1 protein-coding gene (only partly in view) is annotated in these 20400 nt (G+C 72.4%); it reads left to right on the top strand.

The annotated features are described in order from the left end of the window. Positions 1–20400 carry the 5' portion of an SDR family NAD(P)-dependent oxidoreductase gene (locus tag ABZ725_RS28145; protein WP_358805336.1) on the top strand. It continues 17970 nt past the right edge of the window, so only the first 20400 of its 38370 coding nucleotides appear in the window; the start codon lies at positions 1–3; the stop codon falls past the right edge of the window.

Here is a 20400-nt window from a genome sequence, read left to right on the forward strand (position 1 = left end):
ATGGCACGTGGGGACCGCTCCGGCATCGACCCGTCCACGCACCGGGCCTCCGGTCCGGCCCGCCACGAGCCGATCGCCGTCATCGGCATGTCATGCCGACTGCCTGGGGTGAACGACCCGTCGGACTTCTGGCGGCTCCTGCGCGACGGCGCCCACACCGTCGCACCGCCCGCAGCGGACCGCCCGGGCATCGGCGGCGTCTCGGGCCAGGGCTCCTTCCTCGCCTCGGTCGACGGCTTCGACCCCGCCTTCTTCGGCATCTCCGGGCGCGAGGCCGCCGCCATGGACCCCCACCAGCGACTGATGCTGGAACTGAGCTGGGAGGCACTCGAGGACGCGGGCACCGTGCCCGCCACCCTCGCCGGCACCCGCACCGGAGTGTTCGTCGGCGCCTTCTCCGACGACTACTCGCTGCTGCTCCAGGCCGACGGCCCCGAGGCGGTGACCTCCCACAGCACCACCGGCCTGCACCGCAGCATCATCGCCAACCGCGTCTCCTACTTCCTGCGCGCCGGCGGCCCCAGCCTGACCGTCGACACCGGCCAGTCCTCCTCCCTGGTCGCCGTGCACATGGCCTGCGAGAGCCTGCGCTCCGGCGAGTCGGAGACGGCCCTGGCCGGAGGCGTGAACCTGGTCCTGACCCCGCAGTCCACCGCCCGCATGGAGCGCTTCGGCGCACTGTCCCCGGACGGCCGCTGCTACACCTTCGACGCCAGGGCCAACGGCTACGTCCGCGGCGAGGGCGGCGCCGTAGTGGTGCTCAAGCCGCTGCGCCGCGCCCTCGCGGACGGCGACCGCGTCCACTGCGTCCTGCGCGGCAGCGCCGTCAACAACGACGGCGGCGGCGAGACGCTGACCGCACCCAGCGCCGCCGCCCAGCAGGACGTGCTGCGCCGGGCGTACGAACAGGCGGACGTGGACCCGGCCAGGGTCGGCTACGTCGAACTGCACGGCACCGGCACCCGGCTCGGCGACCCGGTCGAGGCCACCGCGCTGGGCGCCGTCCTCGGCGCCGCCCGGGACGCCGACCGGCCGCTGTCGGTGGGCTCCGCGAAGACCAACGTCGGACACCTGGAGGCGGCGGCCGGGGTGATCGGCCTGATCAAGGCCGCCCTGGCGGTCTCCCACAGGGAGATCCCGGCCAGCCTCAACTACGAGCAGCCGAACCCCGACATCCCGCTGGCCGAACTGCGCCTGAGGGTGCAGACCGAGCTGGCGGAGTGGCCCGCCGCGGGAGACCCTGACGGGCCCCGAATCGCAGGCGTGAGCTCGTTCGGCATGGGCGGGACCAACTGCCACATCGTGGTGGCCGAAGCCGAAGCCGAAGCCGAAGCCGTTGGCGTTGGCTTCGGCGATCCCGGGACCGGGACCGGGAGTGAAGCGCCGTCGCCCAGGGCGCTCCCCTTGCTCCTCTCCGGTCACACCGACCGGGCGCTGCGAGCCCAGGCCGCCCGGCTCGCCCGGTTCATCACCGACCGGCCGGAACTCGCTCTGCCCGACCTGGCCCACTCGCTCCTGTCGGCACGCTCCCGACTCGCCCACCGCAGTGTGGTGATCGCCGTGGACCGAGCCGAACTGGCCGACGGCCTGAGCGCGCTCGCCGCCGGAGAACCCGCCCCGGGCGTGGTGACCGGAGCGTCCCGAGCCGACGGCCGGACGGTGCTCGTGTTCCCCGGCCAGGGCTCGCAGTGGCTCGGCATGGCCGCAGGCCTGCTGGACTCCGCCTCTGTCTTCGCCGAGCGGATCGCCGCCTGCGAGACGGCACTCGCGCCGCACGTCGACTGGTCGTTGACCGACGTCCTGCGCTCGGAGTCCGAGGAGTGGCTCGACCGCGTCGACGTCGTACAGCCCGTGCTCTGGGCGGTGATGGTCTCGCTCGCCGGGCTCTGGGAGTCCTTCGGTGTGCGGCCCGCCGCCGTGGTGGGCCACTCCCAGGGCGAGATCGCGGCCGCGTGCGTCGCCGGGGCGCTCTCACTGGAGGACGGCGCGAAGGTCGTCGCACTGCGCAGCCGAGCCATCCTCGCCCTGGCCGGCCGGGGCGGAATGGCATCGGTCGGCGTCTCCGTCGACCGGATCGCCGAACTGATCGCACCGTTCAAGAAGCGGCTGTCGGTCGCCGCGGTCAACAGCCCGGCGTCCGTCGTCGTCTCCGGCGAGCAGGGCGCGCTGGACGAACTCCTCGCCATCTGCGAAGCACAGGGCACCTGGGCCCGGCGCGTCGCCGTCGACTACGCCTCCCACTCCACCCAGATCACCCGGCTCCGCAAGTCCCTGGTGCGCGCCCTGGCCGGCATCGAGCCGCGCCCGTCCCGGATCCCCTTCTGCTCGTCGGTGACCGGCGCGCTGCTGGACACCACCGCCCTCGACGCCGAGTACTGGTACACCAACCTGCGCCAGACCGTCCGCTTCGAGGACGCCGTACGGACCCTCCTCGACCAGGGCCACGACGTCTTCGTCGAGTCCAGCGCCCACCCCGTCCTGATCACCGGCATCCTGGAGACCATCGAGGACGCCGGGGCGGACGCCGACGCGTTCGGGACGCTGCGTCGCCACCAGGGCGGCTTCGAGCGCTTCCGCACGGCGCTGGCCGAAGCGCACGTCCGCGGGGTCACCGTCGACTGGCAGCAGGCACTGCCGGCCGGGGCACACCGGGTCGACCTGCCCACGTACGCGTTCCAGCGCGAACGCCACTGGCTGGGCAGCACGCCCGACGCGTCCGCCGCCGACACCGGCCAGGAACGCTCCGTCCTGGCCGGGCGCCTCGTCGGGCTGTCCCGGGAGGAGCGCGAGCAGGCCGTACGCGACCTGACGTTCGCGCACGCCGCGACGGTCCTGGGCCGCGCCGCACTCAGCCCCGCCGACGGCGAGCAGACGTTCAAGGACCTGGGCCTGGACTCGCCGAGCGCCGTCGAGTTCCGCAACCGGATCAACACCGACACCGGTCTCCACCTGCCGACCACGCTCGCCTACGACCACCCGACCCCGATCGCCGTCGCAGGGCACCTCGCCGAGTTGCTCGTCGACACGGACACCGACCGACCCGCGACGGAACCGACCGCTCTGCCGTCCGCGACCACCCGGCCGGCCGACGACGACCCGATCGCCATCGTCGGGATGGCCTGCCGACTGCCCGGCGGCATCGGCTCGCCCGAGGAACTGTGGCGCCTGGTGGCAGCGGGCGGCGACGCCATCGTGCCGTTCCCCGACGACCGCGGCTGGGACCTGGAGGGGCTGTACGACCCAGACCTCGACCCCGGCTCCAGCACCGGCACCGGCTCCAGCACCGGCACCGGCTCCAGCACCGGCTCCAGCACCGGCTCCGGCACCGGATCCGGGAAATCGGGCACCAGTTACACCCGGCACGGCGGCTTCCTGTCCGGCGTCGCCGGCTTTGACGCCGGCTTCTTCGGGATATCGCCGCGTGAGGCGCTGGCCATGGATCCGCAGCAGCGGTTGCTGCTCGAGACGTCGTGGGAGGCGTTCGAGCGGGCCGGGATCGATCCGGCCGGGCTGCGCGGCAGCCGCACCGGCGTGTTCGTCGGCGCGATGAACACGGACTACGGCGCGCGGCTCGACGAGAGCGCGGGCGGCTCCGAGGGCTACCTGCTCACCGGCACCACCGGCAGCGTCGTCTCCGGCCGACTGGCCTATACGTTCGGCTTCGAGGGCCCCGCGGTGACGGTGGACACGGCATGCTCGTCGTCCCTGGTGAGCCTGCACCTCGCCGTCCAGGCGCTCCGCGGCGGCGAGTGCTCGCTGGCGCTGGCCGGCGGCGTGACGGTGATGTCCACCCCCGGCATGTTCGTCGAGTTCAGCCGACAGCGGGGGCTGTCGGCGGACGGGCGCTGCAAGGCGTTCTCGGCGGCGGCGGACGGGACGGGCTGGTCGGAGGGCGTCGGAGTGCTGCTGGTGGAACGGCTGTCGGACGCGCGGCGGCACGGTCATCGGGTGCTGGCGACGGTGCGGGGTACGGCGGTGAACCAGGATGGCGCGAGCAATGGGCTGACGGCGCCGAACGGTCCGTCGCAGCAGCGGGTGATCCGGCAGGCGCTGGCGAGTGCCGGTCTGTCGGCCGCCGACGTGGACGCCGTGGAGGCGCACGGGACGGGCACGACGCTCGGCGACCCGATCGAGGCGCAGGCGATCATCGCGACCTACGGGCAGGAGCGGGGAGCTGGCGAACAGCCGCTGTTTGTGGGGTCGTTGAAGTCGAACATCGGTCATGCGCAGGCCGCTGCGGGTGTGGCGGGCGTCATCAAGATGGTGATGGCGATGCGTGAGGGCGTGTTGCCGCAGACGTTGCACGTGAGCGAACCGTCCCCGCACGTGGACTGGTCGGCGGGGGCGGTGGAACTGCTCACCGAGGCGAGGGAGTGGCCGGACGCGGGCCGTCCGCGGCGGGCGGGCGTCTCGTCCTTCGGGATCAGCGGGACCAACGCCCACGTGATCATCGAGCAGATGGAACCGGAGCCCGCGCCCACCGAGCCCACGCCCACGGACCCGTCGGCCGCTCTGCTTCCGTTCTTCGTCTCCGGCCGGAGCGAGTCCGGCTTACGAGCACAGGCGGCACGACTGTCCCAGTTCATGCGGGACGAGCCCGACTTTCCCTTGACGGCGGTGGCGTCGGCGCTGGTGGCGTCGCGGTCGGCGTTGGAGCACCGGGGTGTCGTGCTGGCGGCGGGCCGGGGTGAGTTGGCGGCTGGGCTGGAGGCGTTGGGGGCGGGGGAGTCTGCGACGGGGGTGGTGCGCGGGGTTGCTCCTGTCGGGCGGCGGCCGGTGTTGGTGTTTCCGGGGCAGGGGTCGCAGTGGGTGGGGATGGCGGCGGAGTTGTTGGAGTCGTCGTCGGTGTTCGGGGTGCGGTTGGGGGAGTGTGAGGAGGCGCTCGCGCCGTTCGTGGACTGGTCGTTGAGCGAGGTTGTGCGTTCGGGGTCGGATGAGTGGCTGGGCCAAGTCGACGTGGTGCAGCCGGTGTTGTGGGCGGTGATGGTGTCGTTGGCGGAGTTGTGGCGGTCGGTGGGTGTGGAGCCGGCGGCGGTGGTGGGTCACTCCCAGGGGGAGATCGCGGCGGCCTGCGTGGCCGGGGCGCTGTCGTTGGGGGATGCGGCGCGGGTCGTGGCGTTGCGGAGTCGGGCGATTCTGGAGCTGGCCGGGTCGGGTGGTATGGCGTCGGTGTCGTTGCCCGTGGCCGATGTGGAGGTGTTGCTGGCGGAGTTCGGTGGTCGGGTGTCGGTGGCGGCGGTGAACGGTCCGTCGTCGGTGACGGTGGCGGGTGAGGACGCCGCGTTGGACGAGTTGCTGGCGGCCTGTGAGGCCCAGGACGTGTGGGCGCGGCGGGTTCCGGTGGACTACGCGTCGCACTCGGCGCAGGTGGAGTCGATTCGCGAGCGGCTGTTGTCGGATCTGGCGGGCATCGAGCCGACGTCGGCGACGGTTCCGTTCTATTCGACGGTGACGGCAGGGCGGCTGGAGACGACCGTTCTGGACGCCGGGTACTGGTACACGAATCTTCGTCAGACGGTCCGCTTCGAGGACACCGTCCGCCTGCTCCTGGCCCAGGGCTTCGATGCGTTCGTCGAGGCCAGCGCCCACCCCGTCCTCACCACGCCGATCGAGAGCACGGTTGAGGCGGTGGAGGCCGACGCGGTGGTGCTGGGCACGCTGCGTCGGGGCGAGGGCGGCCTGGACCGCTTCACCGCCGCACTTGCCGAGGCATACGTCAACGGCCTCTCCGTCGACTGGTCGCCGCTCCTGGGCGACGGCGCTGCCGGTGCCGCCGTCGACCTGCCGACCTACGCCTTCCAGCACCAGAGGTACTGGCTGGAGCGCACGGCTCCGGCCGGGGATGCGCGTGGGCTGGGGCTGGCCGAGGCGGGCCATCCGCTGCTGGGCGCGGCCGTGGAACTCGGTGGCGGGCAGGGGGTCGTACTGACCGGACGGCTGTCGCTGTCCTCGCACCCCTGGCTCGGGGATCACCGGGTGGCCGGGACCGTCCTGCTGCCGGGTGCGGCCCTCGTGGAGCTGGCGGTACGCGCCGGCGACGAGGTGGGGTGCGGACGCGTCGACGAACTCGCCCTGGAAGCACCGTTGGTGCTGCCCGAGCACGGCGGAGTGCAGCTCCAGGTCGTGGTCGGGGCGGCGGAGCCCGACGGGTCCCGGACGGTCAGCGTGTTCTCACGGGACGCCGACGAATCGGCGGGCCCTGGCTGGACCCGGCACGCTGCCGGAACCCTCTCCGAGCATGACTCCGCACTCGATTCCACGGGGGACGCGTCCTTCGCCGCGGGAGCCTGGCCGCCGCCCGGTGCGGAGCCGGTGGACCTCGACACGCTCTACCCGGACCTGCTGCGGACCGGGTACGGGTACGGAGCCGCGTTCCAGGGGCTGCGTGCGGCTTGGCGCGCCGGTGACGAGCTGTTCGCCGAGGTTGCGCTGCCCGAGGACCTGGTACCGAGCGCGGCCCGCTTCGGGCTGCACCCCGCGTTGCTGGACGCCGCGCTGCACGCCGTTCTTCCTCAGCGCGAGGAAGGCACGGCGGACGAGGTGCGTCTGCCGTTCGTCTTCAAGGGGCTGACCCTTCACGCCGGCGCCGCCGCCCAGCTTCGGGTGCGGCTGTCGCCCGTCGGTCCGGACGCGGTCCGCCTGACGCTGGCCGACGCGGCGGGGCAGCCGGTGGCGTCCGTCGACTCGTTGACCCTGCGCCCGATCGCCGCCGAAGCGCTCAGCGCAGCGCGCCCCACCCCGGCGGACGGCCTGTTCCGCGTCCAGTGGATTCCGGCCCGCCCGATCGGCGCGGCCTTCACCGGTCGGGTCGAGACGCTCGACCCCGGCAACCCCGACCTGGACGCGGTGGCCGAAGTCGGCGTACCCGAGGCGGTCGTCCTGCCCTGCCCCGTCGAACCGGGACCGCGGCACGACCATGCCGCCTCGGTCCATCGGACGGCGGCCGGTGTGCTGGCCGTGGTGCGTGAGTGGTTGGGCGACGACCGATTCACCGGCTCGCGGTTGGTGGTGGTGACCCGGGGCGCCGTCGGCACGGGCACCGGCGCAGGATTGGCGGGGCTGGACGCGGCCGCGGTATGGGGCTTGGTGCGGTCGGCCGCGACGGAGCACCCGGACCGCCTGATGCTGGTGGACGTCGACGAGGACGACTGGACGGCCGCTGTGCCGCAGGCTCTGGCGGTAGGCGAGCGGGAAGTGGCGGTGCGCGACGGGGAGTTGCTGGTGCCGCGGCTGGTCCGGCACGCCGCTGGTGGCGAGAAGGCGTCCTTCGGTGACGGCGCGGTGTTGATCACCGGTGGCACAGGGACGCTGGGCAGGTTGATCGCCCGTCATCTTGTCTCCCGGCATGGTGTGCGCAGCCTGGTGCTGCTCAGCCGTCGGGGCCAGGATGCGCCGGGCGTGAGCGAGTTGACGCAGGAGCTTGCGGGGTTGGGCGCGTCGGTGGTGGTGGAGGCGGGTGACGCTGCCGACCGGGAGGTGTTGTCCGGTGTGCTGGAGCGGGTCAGGGGCTCGTTGAGCGGTGTCGTGCATGCCGCCGGTCTGCTCGACGACGGTCTGGTGGAGGCCATGACCGGTGAACGGCTGCACAGTGTGTTGCGGGCGAAGGTGGACGGCGCCGTCAATCTCCATGAGCTGACGCGTGACCTGGACCTCGCCGCGTTTGTTCTGTTCTCCTCCGTCTCGGGGATCCTCGGCGGCCCCGGTCAGGCGAACTACGCGGCGGCCAACACCTACTTGGACGCGCTCGCGCAGGTCCGCCGTGCCGACGGACTGCCCGCCACCTCCATCGCCTGGGGACTGTGGGCCGAGGCGAGCGGGATGACCGGTGCGATGAGCACGGTCGACCGGCAGCGGATGAGCCGGCTCGGCGTCGGGCAACTCGCCTCGGAGCAGGGCCTGCACCTCTTCGACGCGGCACTCGCGTCCGCCGAACCGCTGCTGGTGCCCGTTGCGTTGGACCTTCCCGCACTCCGCGTTCGCGCCGGGGAGGGCGCGCTGACCGGGATGCTCAGCGGTGTCGTCCCCACACCGCCGCGCCGTACCGCGAGCAGCGCGCCCGCGGCTGCCGGACAGGAGCGATCCGCCCTCGCCCAGAGGCTGGCCACGGCGTCGGCGGCGGAGCGGGAACGCGCTCTGACGGACGCGGTCCGCGAACAGGTGGCGGCCGTGCTCGGCCTGGCCACGGGCGACGACGTCGACCTGTCCGCCACGTTCAAGTCCCTCGGCTTCGACTCCCTCACCGGACTCGACCTGCGCAATCGGCTGAACACGGCGACCGGACTGCGGCTGCCCGCCACGCTCGTCTTCGACCACCCGACGCCGACCGCGCTGCTCCGCATGGTCCGTCAGGAACTACTCGGCGCCGAGGACGACACGGTGCCTTCCGCCGCCGACGCCGGAGCGGCGGTGGACGACGAACCGATCGCGATCGTCGGCATGGCGTGCCGCTACCCCGGCGGAGTGGAGTCGCCCGAGGACCTCTGGCGCCTGGTCGCCGAGGGCCGGGACGCCGTCTCGCCGTTCCCCGCCAACCGGGGATGGGACCTGGAAGGCCTGTACGACCCCGACCCCGCGGTCTCCGGGAAGAGCTACACCCGCGAGGGCGGGTTCCTGCACGACGCGGGCGACTTCGACGCCGGATTCTTCGAGATCTCGCCCCGTGAGGCGCTGGCGATGGACCCGCAGCAGCGGCTGCTCCTCGAGACCTCCTGGCAGGTGCTGGAGCGGGCCGGGATCGACCCGGCCACTCTGCGCGGCAGCCGGACCGGCGTGTTCGTCGGCGTCATGTACCACGACTACGCGTCGGGCATGCAGAAGGTGCCCGAGGGCGTCGACGGTTACCTGCTGATGGGCAACACCGGCAGCGCCGCCTCGGGCCGACTCTCGTACTCCTTCGGCTTCGAGGGCCCCGCGGTCACGGTGGACACCGCGTGCTCCTCCTCCTTGGTGGGCCTCCACCTGGCGGTACAGGCGCTGCGCAGCGGCGAGTGCTCGCTCGCGCTGGCCGGCGGTGTGACGGTGATGTCGACGCCGGAGGTCTTCGTCGAGTTCAGCCGTCAGCGTGGTCTGTCGGCGGACGGGCGCTGCAAGGCGTTCTCGGCTGCGGCGGACGGGACGGGCTGGTCGGAGGGTGTCGGCGTGCTGCTGGTGGAGCGGCTGTCCGATGCGCGGCGCAACGGCCATCGTGTGCTGGCGACGGTGCGGGGTACGGCGGTGAACCAGGACGGTGCGAGCAATGGGCTGACGGCGCCGAACGGGCCCTCGCAGCAGCGGGTCATCCGCCAGGCGCTCGCCAACGCGGGCCTCACACAGCGGGATGTCGATGCCGTGGAGGCGCACGGCACGGGTACGACGCTGGGTGACCCGATCGAGGCGCAGGCGATCATCGCGACTTATGGGCAGGAGCGGGGCGTTGGTGAACGTCCGCTGTATTTGGGGTCGTTGAAGTCGAACATCGGTCATGCGCAGGCCGCTGCGGGTGTGGCGGGCGTGATCAAGATGGTGATGGCGATGCGTGAGGGTGTGTTGCCGCAGACGTTGCATGTGACCGAGCCGTCCCCGCATGTGGACTGGTCGGCGGGTGCGGTGGAGTTGCTGACCGAGGCGCGGGAGTGGCCCGAGACGGGCCGTCTCCGTCGGGCCGGTGTCTCGTCCTTCGGCGCGAGCGGGACCAACGCGCACGTCGTCCTGGAGCAGGGAACCGGCGGAACCGATCCGGTGCTCACGGAGACCGGCGACGGCACGAGCGACACGGCGCGCGTCCTGCCCTGGTTGCTCTCGGCTAAGTCGGACGACGCGCTCCGGGCTCAGGCGGCCGCCCTGTCCACGTTCCTGCACGACCGTCCCGAAGCCGATCTCACCGCTGTCGCCTCGGCACTGGCCACCTCACGGGCGGCTCTCGAAGAGCGTGCCGCGGTGATCGGCTCCTCACGCACGGCCCTGCTGGCCGGACTCGACGCGCTCGCCACCGGCGTACCCGGCACGGGCGTCGTACGCGGGTCGGTCCTCGGGTCGGGAGACCTCGCCTTCCTGTTCAGCGGGCAGGGCAGTCAGCGGGTCGGGATGGGGCGTGAGCTGTATGACGTCTACCCGGTGTTCGCGGCGGCGTTCGACGCGGCGGTGTTCGAGCTGGACCGGCAGTTGGCGGGGCATGTCGCGTACTCGGTGCGGGATGTGGTGTTCGGGACCGAGGGTGCGGAGGGTGCCGAGGGTGCGGAGGGCACGGCGGGGCTGCTGGACGAGACGGTGTTCACGCAGGCCGCGTTGTTCGCGGTAGAGGTGGCGCTGTTCCGGCTGGTGGCGTCCTTCGGAGTGCGGCCCGACTTCGTCCTCGGGCACTCGATCGGGGAGCTTGCGGCGGCGCATGTGGCGGGGGTGTGGTCGCTGGCGGATGCGGCGGTTGTCGTGGCGGCGCGGGGGCGGTTGATGCAGGCGCTGCCTGCGGGCGGCGCGATGGTGGCAGTGCAGGCGGACGAGGACGAGGTCCGCGCGGTCCTGGACGACGTCCCCGCAGCCTGTGTCGCCGCGGTCAATGGGCCGATGTCCGTGGTGGTGTCCGGTGATGAGGAGCCGGTGCTGCGGGTGGCGGCGGAGTTCGCGGGGCGGGGTCGCAAGACCAAGCGGCTGACGGTCAGCCATGCTTTCCACTCCGCCCGTATGGAGCCGATGCTCGACGAGTTCCGCGCCGTCCTGGAGGGTGTGACCTTCGGTCGGCCGGAGCTGACGATCGTCTCCGACCTGACCGGACGGCCCGCCGGAGCCGAGGAGTTGGGCAGCCCGGACTACTGGGTACGGCAGGTCCGTGAGGCCGTGCGCTTCGCCGACGGCGTGCAGTACCTGCGCTCGGCCGGAACCAAGACGTTTCTGGAGCTGGGTCCGGACGGCCCGCTGAGCGCCCTGGTCCACGAGACCGGCACCCCGGTATCCGACGCGACGGTTTCCGACACGACCGTCTCCGGGGTGACCGTGCCCGACGTCGCGGCCGCCCCCGTGCTGCGCGCCGGCCGCGGGGAGAGCGAATCGCTGCTTTCGGCCCTCGCCCTGGGACATGCCCGCGGCTGCCCGACCGACTGGTCCGCGCTGCCCCTGCCGACCGCCCGTCCCGACCTCGACCTGCCCACGTACGCCTTCCAGCGTCGGCACTACTGGCTCGACGGCACCGTGGGCGCGTCGGCCGACGCCGCCGGGCTCGGGCTGGTGGCTGCCGGGCACCCCTTGCTCGGGGCGACCGTACGCCTCGCCGGGACCGGCGGCGGCGTGATGCTGACCGGGCGGATCTCACTCCAGGCCCAGCCGTGGCTGCGTGACCATGCTGTCGCGGGGAGGGTGTTGCTGCCCGGGGCGGCCTTCGCCGACCTGGCCGTCCGGGCGGGCGACCGGGTGGGCTGCCGACGCGTGGACGAACTGACGCTTCAGACCCCGCTCGTGATCCCTGGGCAGGGCGCCCTCGCCCTCCAGGTGCACGTCGAGCCGCAGGGCGCGGACGGCCGTCGGCCGGTGGGCGTGTACTCCCGGGACGACGCGGCGGGGGAGGACGGCGAGTGGACCTGCCACGCCGTCGGCTTCCTGGCCGAGAGCGCTGACGACGACGTCGAGGACGCGGCCGAGACGGCTGGGGTGGCCGAGGCGGCTGGGGCGGCTGAGGCAGTGGTGGAACTTGCCGTCTGGCCTCCCGTCGGCTCGCGGCCGGTCGACATCGACGGCTTCTACGTCCGTGCCGCGGCTGCGGGATACGGCTACGGGCCCGCCTTCCAGGGCCTGCGCGCGCTGTACCGGGGCGTGGACGGCGAGTTGTTCGCCGAGGTCGGGCTTCCGACGGAACTGACCGCCGACGCAGGCCGATTCGGAGTCCACCCCGCCCTGCTCGACGCCGCCCTCCACGCTCTGGTCGCAGCCGGCTTCGACGCGGCACCCCGAGGCGAGGAGCCGGCACTGCGCCTGCCCTTCGCCTGGCACGGCGTGACCCTGCACGCGGCGGGGCCGGCCGTGCTCCGGGTTCGCCTGGCGCCGGTCGACGGAAACGTCGACACGATCGGGATCCAGGCGGTTGACGTCACCGGGCAGGCCGTCCTCACCGCGGAGGCTCTCGAACTGCGTACGGCCGACCCGGCACAGCTGCTGGTCTCCGCCTCCTCGGCGGCGGACTCCCTGTACCCGGTGGTCTGGACACCGGTCGCCCGGCCGACGTCGGACAGCGCGCCGATCGAATTCACCGACACCGACACCGACACCGACCTGACCTTCCACTACTGCACGTCGCCGCTGGTGGACGACGAGAACCTCGCGCGCGCTGCCGAGGAGGCGGCCGTTCGGCTCCTGGCGGAGCTGCAGGGGTGGCTCGCGGAGGCGACGACCGGTGAGAACACCGCGGCGCGCTTCGTCGTCGTGACGCGCGGCGCGATCGCGACGGCCCTCGGCGATCCGGTCTCCGACCTCGTCCACGCGCCGGTGTGGGGTCTGGTGCGGTCCGCGCAGAGCGAGCACCCGGACCGGTTCCTGCTGATCGACGCCGACCCGGACGACGACGCCGATGCGGCGGACCCGGTGGAGGCGGCGCGCGTCGCCCTGGCCGCCGGTGAGACCCAGGTCGCCGTGCGAGCCGGCGCCGTCCTCGCGCCGAGGCTCACCCGTGCAGGCCGAAGCGGGACGCTGGTCCCGTCGTCGGACGTATGGCGACTGGAGTCGGCAGGGTCGGGGACGTTGGAGGGTCTGGTGTTGGGGGCGGCTCCCGAGGCGGTGGAGCCGTTGGGCGTGGGGCAGGTGCGGGTGGCGGTGCGGGTGGCGGGACTGAACTTCCGGGATGTGCTGATCGCGCTCGGCGTCTACCCGGGTGCCGCGTCGATGGGCGGCGAGGGCGCGGGCGTGGTGTGCGAGGTGGGTCCGGGGGTGACCGGACTCGCTGTGGGGGACCGGGTGTTCGGGATGTTCGCGTCGTTCGGCCCCTTGGCCGTGGCGGATGCGCGGACGGTGGCGCCGATTCCGGACGGTTGGTCGTGGGAGCAGGCGGCGTCGGTGCCGGTGGTGTTCCTGACGGCGTATTACGGGCTGGTGGAGTTGGGGGGTCTGCGGGCGGGTGAGTCGGTGCTGGTCCATGCCGGTGCGGGTGGTGTGGGGATGGCCGCGGTGCAGATCGCCCGGCATCTGGGTGCCGAGGTGTTCGCGACGGCGAGCCGTGGCAAGTGGGACACGCTGCGTTCGCTGGGGCTGGATGACGCTCATATCGCCGATTCGCGGTCGCTCGACTTCGAGGAGCGGGTGCGGGCGGCCAGTGGTGGGCGGGGCGTGGATGTGGTGTTGAACTCCCTGGCCGGGGAGTTCGTGGACGCCTCGCTGCGGTTGCTGGCCGAGGGCGGCCGGTTGCTGGAGATGGGCAAGACCGATCTGCGCGATCCGGACGAGGTCCGTGCCGCGCATCGCGGGACGGCCTATCTCCCGTATGACCTGATCACGCTGGCTCCGGAGCGCATACGGACGCTGCTCGACGACCTGTTGCCGTTGTTCGGGTCGGGGGTGTTGGTGCCGGTGCCGGTGCGGTCGTTCGATGTGCGGCGGGCGCCGGAGGCGTTCCGGTTCATGTCGCAGGCCAGGCACACGGGGAAGCTGGTGCTGCGGATGCCCCGGCCGCTGGACCCGGACGGGACGGTCCTGATCACCGGCGGCACGGGCACCCTGGGCGGCCTGGTGGCCCGGCATCTGGTCACCGGGCACGGCGTCCGTCGGCTGGTGTTGCTGAGCCGTAGCGGTCCGGACGCGCCCGGCGCGGGCGAGCTGGCGGCGGAACTCACGGCCTTGGGCGCTGACGTCACCGTAGAGGCGTGTGACGCGGCGGACAGGGAGGCGCTGGCCGCCGTGCTCGCACGTATCCCTGCCGACCGCCCCCTCACCGGCGTCGTGCATGCCGCGGGGGTCCTGGACGACGGCCTGATCGAGGCGATGACGCCGGACCGGCTGGAGCGGGTGTTGCGGGCCAAGGTCGACGGAGCGGTCAACCTGCACGAACTGACAGCCGGCCTCGACCTGGCCGCCTTCGTCCTCTTCTCTTCCTTCGCGGGTCTGCTCGGCACCCCGGGCCAGGCCAACTACGCCGCCGCGAACACCTTCCTGGACGCGCTCGCCGCCCGCCGACAGGACGCCGGACTCCCCGGCACCTCTGTGGCCTGGGGGCTGTGGGAGCCGGCCAGCGGTATGACGGGACAGCTCGGTCGGCAGGACCTGGCCCGTATGCGCCGCTCCGGAATCGCCGCCATGACGGCCGACGAAGGGCTCGCGCTGCTCGACGCCGCCCTGAACGTCGGCGACGCGAACCTCGCCGCCGTCCGCCTCGACCACACGGCACTCCAAGCCCAAGCCGCCCAGAGCGCCCGGACTGCCCAGAGCGCCCGGACCGTCCAAGGCCAGACCCCCGCGCTGCTGCGCGGTCTGATACGGGCTCAGCTGCGTCGTGCGGCTCAGACCGTCGCTGCGGCGGCCGGCGGAGAGTCGGCGCTGGCGCAGCGCCTGGCCGGGCTGTCCGAGGCGGAACAGGACCAGACGCTCACCGACCTGGTGCGGACGCAGGCCGCCCTGGTGCTGGGCCACACCTCAGCCGACCTGATCGGGCCGGAACAGACCTTCAAGGCCGCCGGATTCGACTCCCTAGCCGCGGTCGAACTCCGCAACCGGCTCGGTGCCGCGACCGCCCTGCAACTCTCCGGCGCACTCACCTTCGATCACCCGACGCCCGTCGCGATGGCGCGGCACCTGAAGTCCCGGCTCCTCGGCCGGCGCGCAGCGACCCCGCCCGCCATGGCCGCGCCCGGCGCCGCGGTCGGACAGGACGAGCCGATCGCGATCGTCGGCATGGCGTGCCGGTTCCCGGGCGGAGTCGAGTCCCCCGAGGACCTGTGGCGCCTGGTGGCCGAGGGCCGCGACGCGATCACCGCGTTCCCGACCGACCGCGGCTGGGACCTCGACGGCATCTACGACCCCGACCCCGACAGTTCGGGCAAGACCTACGTCCGCACCGGCGGATTCCTCGACTCCGTCGCCGACTTCGACGCCGAGTTCTTCGGGATCTCCCCGCGCGAGGCGCTCGCCATGGACCCCCAGCAGCGGCTCCTCCTCGAGACCTCGTGGGAGGCGTTCGAACGAGCCGGGATCGACCCGTCCCCGCTCAGGGCGAGCGCGACCGGAGTGTTCATCGGCGCGGTGTCGCAGGACTACGGCCCACTGTTGAGCCGTGCGGCGGACCCGGTCGAGGGCTACCGCCTGACCGGCACCACCGGCAGCGTCGCCTCCGGCCGACTGGCCTACTCCTTCGGCTTCGAGGGCCCCGCGGTCACCGTCGACACCGCGTGCTCCTCCTCGCTCGTCGCCCTGCACCTGGCGGCCCAGGCCCTGCGCCGGGGCGAATGCACGATGGCCCTGGCCGGCGGCGCGACCGTCATGTCCAGCCCCGAGATGTTCATCGAGTTCAGCCGTCAGCGCGGCCTCTCGGACGACGGCCGCTGCAAGGCGTTCGCGGACAGCGCCGACGGGACGGCATGGGCCGAGGGCGTCGGCGTGCTGCTGGTGGAGCGGTTGTCGGACGCCGAGCGCAACGGCCACCGGGTATTCGCGGTGCTCCGGGGCTCGGCGGTGAACCAGGACGGTGCGAGCAACGGGCTGACCGCGCCCAACGGTCCGTCGCAGCAGCGGGTGATCCGGCAGGCACTGGCGAGCGCCGGTCTGTCGGCCACCGATGTCGACGCCGTGGAGGCCCACGGCACGGGCACGACGCTCGGCGACCCGATCGAGGCGCAGGCGATCATCGACACCTACGGCCAGGACCGTCCCGACGAACGGCCGCTGTACCTGGGGTCGTTGAAGTCCAACCTCGGCCACGCGCAGGCCGCCTCGGGCGTCGGCGGCGTGATCAAGATGGTCATGGCGTTGCGCGAGGGCCTGCTGCCGCGCACCTTGCACGTCGACGCGCCGTCTTCACACGTGGACTGGTCGGCTGGTGCGGTGGAGCTGCTGACGGAAGCGAGGGAGTGGCCGGACGCGGGTCGTCCGCGGCGGGCGGGTGTCTCGTCGTTCGGCATCAGCGGTACGAATGCCCATGTGGTGCTGGAGCAGGCGGCTGCGGCTCCGGTGGCGGTACAGCCGTCGGCGGCGACCGGGGATCCGGCTGCGGCGCTGCCGTTCGTGGTGTCGGGGCGGTCTGAGGCGGGGCTGCGGGCGCAGGCGGGGCGGTTGGCGAGGTTCGTCGGGGGGCGGGAGGACGTCGATCTGGCGGGGGTGGCGCGTGCTCTGGTCGGTGGGCGGTCGGTGTTGGAGTGCCGGGGGGTTGTGCTGGCGGCGGGTCGGGGTGAGTTGGTGTCGGGGTTGGAGGCGTTGGGGGCGGGGTCGGCTCGTTCGGTGAGTCGGCCGGTGTTGGTGTTTCCGGGGCAGGGGTCGCAGTGGGTGGGGATGGCGGCGGAGTTGTTGGAGTCGTCGTCGGTGTTCGGGGTGCGGTTGGGGGAGTGTGAGGAGGCGCTTGCGCCGTTTGTGGACTGGTCGTTGACGGGTGTTCTGCGTTCGGGGTCGGATGAGTGGCTGGGCCAAGTCGACGTGGTGCAGCCGGTGTTGTGGGCGGTGATGGTGTCGTTGGCGGAGTTGTGGCGGTCGGTGGGTGTGGTGCCGGCGGCGGTGGTGGGTCATTCGCAGGGCGAGATCGCGGCGGCGTGCGTGGCCGGGGCGCTGTCGTTGGGGGATGCGGCGCGGGTCGTGGCGTTGCGGAGTCGGGCGATTCTGGAGCTGGCCGGGTCGGGTGGCATGGCGTCGGTGTCGTTGCCGGTGGCCGATGTGGAGGTGTTGCTGGCGGAGTTCGGTGGTCGGGTGTCGGTGGCGGCGGTGAACGGTCCGTCGTCGGTGACCGTGGCGGGTGAGAGCGGCGCGCTGGACGAGCTGCTCGCGGCCTGTGAGGCCCAGGGCGTGTGGGCGCGGCGGGTTCCGGTGGACTACGCCTCGCACTCCGCGCAGGTGGAGTCGATCCGCGAGCGGCTGTTGTCGGATCTGGCGGGCATCGAGCCGACGTCGGCGACGGTTCCGTTCTATTCGACGGTGACGGCCGGGCGGCTGGAGACGACGGCTCTGGACGCCGGGTACTGGTACACGAATCTTCGTCAGACGGTCCGCTTCGAAGACACCGTCCGCCTGCTCCTGGCCCAGGGCTTCGACGCCTTCGTCGAGGCCAGCGCCCACCCCGTGCTGACCACGGCGATCGAGGACACCATCGACTCCGCCGACGCCCGCGCGGTCGCCCTGGGCACGCTGCGTCGGGGCGAGGGCGGTCCGGACCGGTTCATGACCGCACTCGCCGAAGCGTTCACCGCGGGGCTGCCGGTGGACTGGCGGCCCTTGCTGCCAGAGACCGGCACCGGGACGGTGGACCTGCCGACGTACGTCTTCCAGCGCAGGCGCTACTGGCCGGTCACCGGTGCCTCGACCGGAGGCGACATCACAGCGGTCGGTCTGGCCGTGGCCGATCATCCGCTGCTGGGTGCCGCGGTGCGATTGGCGGACTCCGACGGCCTGCTCCTCACCGGCTCGCTCTCCCTCTCCTCGCACCCATGGCTGGACGGGCACCGGGTCGCCGGATCGGTGGTGTTGCCGGGTGCGGCCCTCGTCGACGTGGCGATCCGCGCCGCGGACGAAACGGGCTGCCAGGTCCTCGAGGAACTCGTCATGGAGACGCCACTGCGGATCCCGGAGCATGGCGCCGTACGCGTCCAGGTCCGGGTGGAACAGGCAGAAACCTCCGAGACGTACGGCCTGAGCATCCACTCGCGACCGGCCGACGCGGATTCCGCCGAGCCCTGGACGCGGAACGCCACAGCCGTACTGGCGACCCGAACGGGTTCCGCTGCGGGCCGGGAAGCCGACGACCGATTCGCGGTCTGGCCGCCGGCCGGGGCGCGGCCGATCGACCTCGACGGCTTCTACGAGGGTCTCGCCGAGGCCGGGCACGGCTACGGCGGTCTGTTCCGCGGGCTGTCGGCGGCCTGGCGCGTCGGCGACGACCTCTATGCCGACGTCACGCTGCCGCCGGGGGAGGACATTCCGTCCGGGTTCGGCATCCACCCGGCGCTGCTGGACGCCGCGCTGCACGGCGTCGCCCTCACAGGCGACGAGGAAGGACGGCTGCGGCTGCCGAGCCGCTGGGCCGGCGTGTCCCTGGCCGCGACCGGCGCCACCGCACTGCGCGTACGGCTCGCTCACCTCGGCCCCGACGAGATCGCCGTCGAACTCGCCGACCGTACGGGCCAACTGGTCATGAACGTCGACTCGTTGGTGGTCCGGTCCGTCTCGATCGAGGAGTTCCAGGAGGCCCGGAGCGATATCGGGCGGGGCATGTATCGCGTCGAGTGGGTGTCGGCGGCTGTGGCGGTGCCGGCTGAGGTCCCGGTGGCCGACATTGTGGTGCTGGGTGCGGAGTCGTTCGGGTCGTTGCCTGTGGATCGGGTGGCGGCGCGTCATGCGGACGTTGCGGGTTTGGTGGCGGCGTTGGATGCGGGTGCTGCTGTTCCTGCGACGGTTGTGCTGCCGTGTGTCGGGGGCATGGCGGAGGCTGTCCCGGATGCGGCGGTCGCGCATGCTGCTGCGGTGCGGGTTCTGGCCGTCCTGCGTGCGTGGTTGGCTGAGCCTCGTTTGGCGGTCTCGCGGTTGGTGGTGGTGACGCGGGGTGCGGTGGGTGTGGGTGTGGGTGGTGTGTCGGATGTGGGGTCGTCGGGTGTGTGGGGGTTGGTGCGGTCGGCTGCGACGGAGCATCCGGGCCGGTTCGCGCTGGTGGACGTCGATGAGGGCGACTGGACGGCCGCTGTGGCGCTGGACGAGCGGGAAGTGGCGGTACGTGACGGGGAGTTGCTGGTGCCTCGTCTGGTTCGGCACGCTGCTGGTGGTGAGGGGGTGTCGTTCGGTGGCGGCGCGGTGTTGATCACCGGTGGCACAGGGACGCTGGGCGGGTTGATCGCCCGTCATCTCGTCTCTCAGCATGGTGTGCGGAGCCTGGTGCTGCTCAGTCGTCGGGGTCACGATGCCCCGGGCGTACGGGAGTTGACTGAAGACCTCGCAGAGCTGGGTGCGTCGGTGGTGGTGGAGGCCTGCGATGCGGCTGACCGGGATGCCTTGACCGGTGTGTTGGCGCGTGTCCAGGGGGAGTTGAGCGGTGTCGTGCATGCCGCCGGTCTGCTGGACGACGGTCTGGTCGAGGCGATGTCGGATGAGGCGCTGCACAGTGTGTTGCGGGCGAAGGTGGACGGCGCGGTCAATCTGCATGAGTTGACGCGTGACATGGACCTCTCCGCCTTCGTCCTCTTCTCCTCCGCCGCGAGCGTGTTCGGGAACAGCGGGCAGGCGAACTATGCGGCGGCGAACGCGTTCCTCGACGCCCTGGCCGAGTATCGCCGTCAGTCCGGCCGGCCCGGCATCTCGCTGGGCTGGGGTCCGTGGGCCCAGGCCAGCGGTCTGACCGGAGCCACGGAGAACAGCGCGGCCTCCCGCGTCCTGCGGCGCGGTGTCCGGGCGTTGACGAACGACGAAGGGCTCGCCCTTTTCGATGCCGCGCTGCGCTCCGACGTGGCGCACCTGCTCCCCGTCCTGCTGGACCCGGTGGCCTTGCGGACCCGTGCCGCCTCGGGCGCGTTGCCGGACGTACTGCGCAGTCTGGTGCGCGCGACGAGCCGTCGGACTGCGGCCACCGCGGAGGAATCGGCCGGATCCACGTTGGCCTCGCGACTGGCGGCGCTCGACGAGGAGGCGCGCGACGCCGAGATTCTCAACCTGGTCCGGACGAACGTCTCACTCGTGCTCGGTCATGAGTCGGGGGAGTCGGTGGGCGCGGGGCGGGCGTTCAAGGAGCTCGGGTTCGACTCGATGCTGGCGGTGGATCTGCGCAATCGGTTGAGTGCGGTGACGGGCCTTCGGTTGCCGTCCACGCTGGTGTTCGACTATCCGACTCCGGCGGCGATCGCCCGCTATGTGCGTGCGGAGTTGGTGGGTTCGGACGCTGCCGTCGCTGTGCGGGGGCCGTCTGCCGCCGGTGGTGGGGTGGTGGACGGGGATCCGGTCGTGATCGTGGGCATGGCGTGCCGGTTCCCGGGCGGGGTCGGGTCGCCTGAGGACCTGTGGCGTCTGGTGGCGGACGGGCGGGACGCGATCTCCGGGTTCCCCGACGACCGGGGCTGGGATCTGGACGGCCTGTACGACCCGAACCCCACGGCTGTGGGCAAGAGTTACGCCTCCGAAGGCGGGTTCCTCTACGACGCGGGTGACTTCGATGCGGGCTTCTTCGGGATCTCGCCGCGCGAGGCGCTCGCCATGGACCCGCAGCAGCGGCTGCTGTTGGAGACGTCGTGGGAGGCGTTCGAGCGGGCCGGGATCGATCCGGCCGGGCTGCGCGGC

The organism is Streptomyces sp. NPDC006872 (assembly GCF_040635845.1).
In the GTDB taxonomy this organism is placed as follows: domain Bacteria; phylum Actinomycetota; class Actinomycetes; order Streptomycetales; family Streptomycetaceae; genus Streptomyces.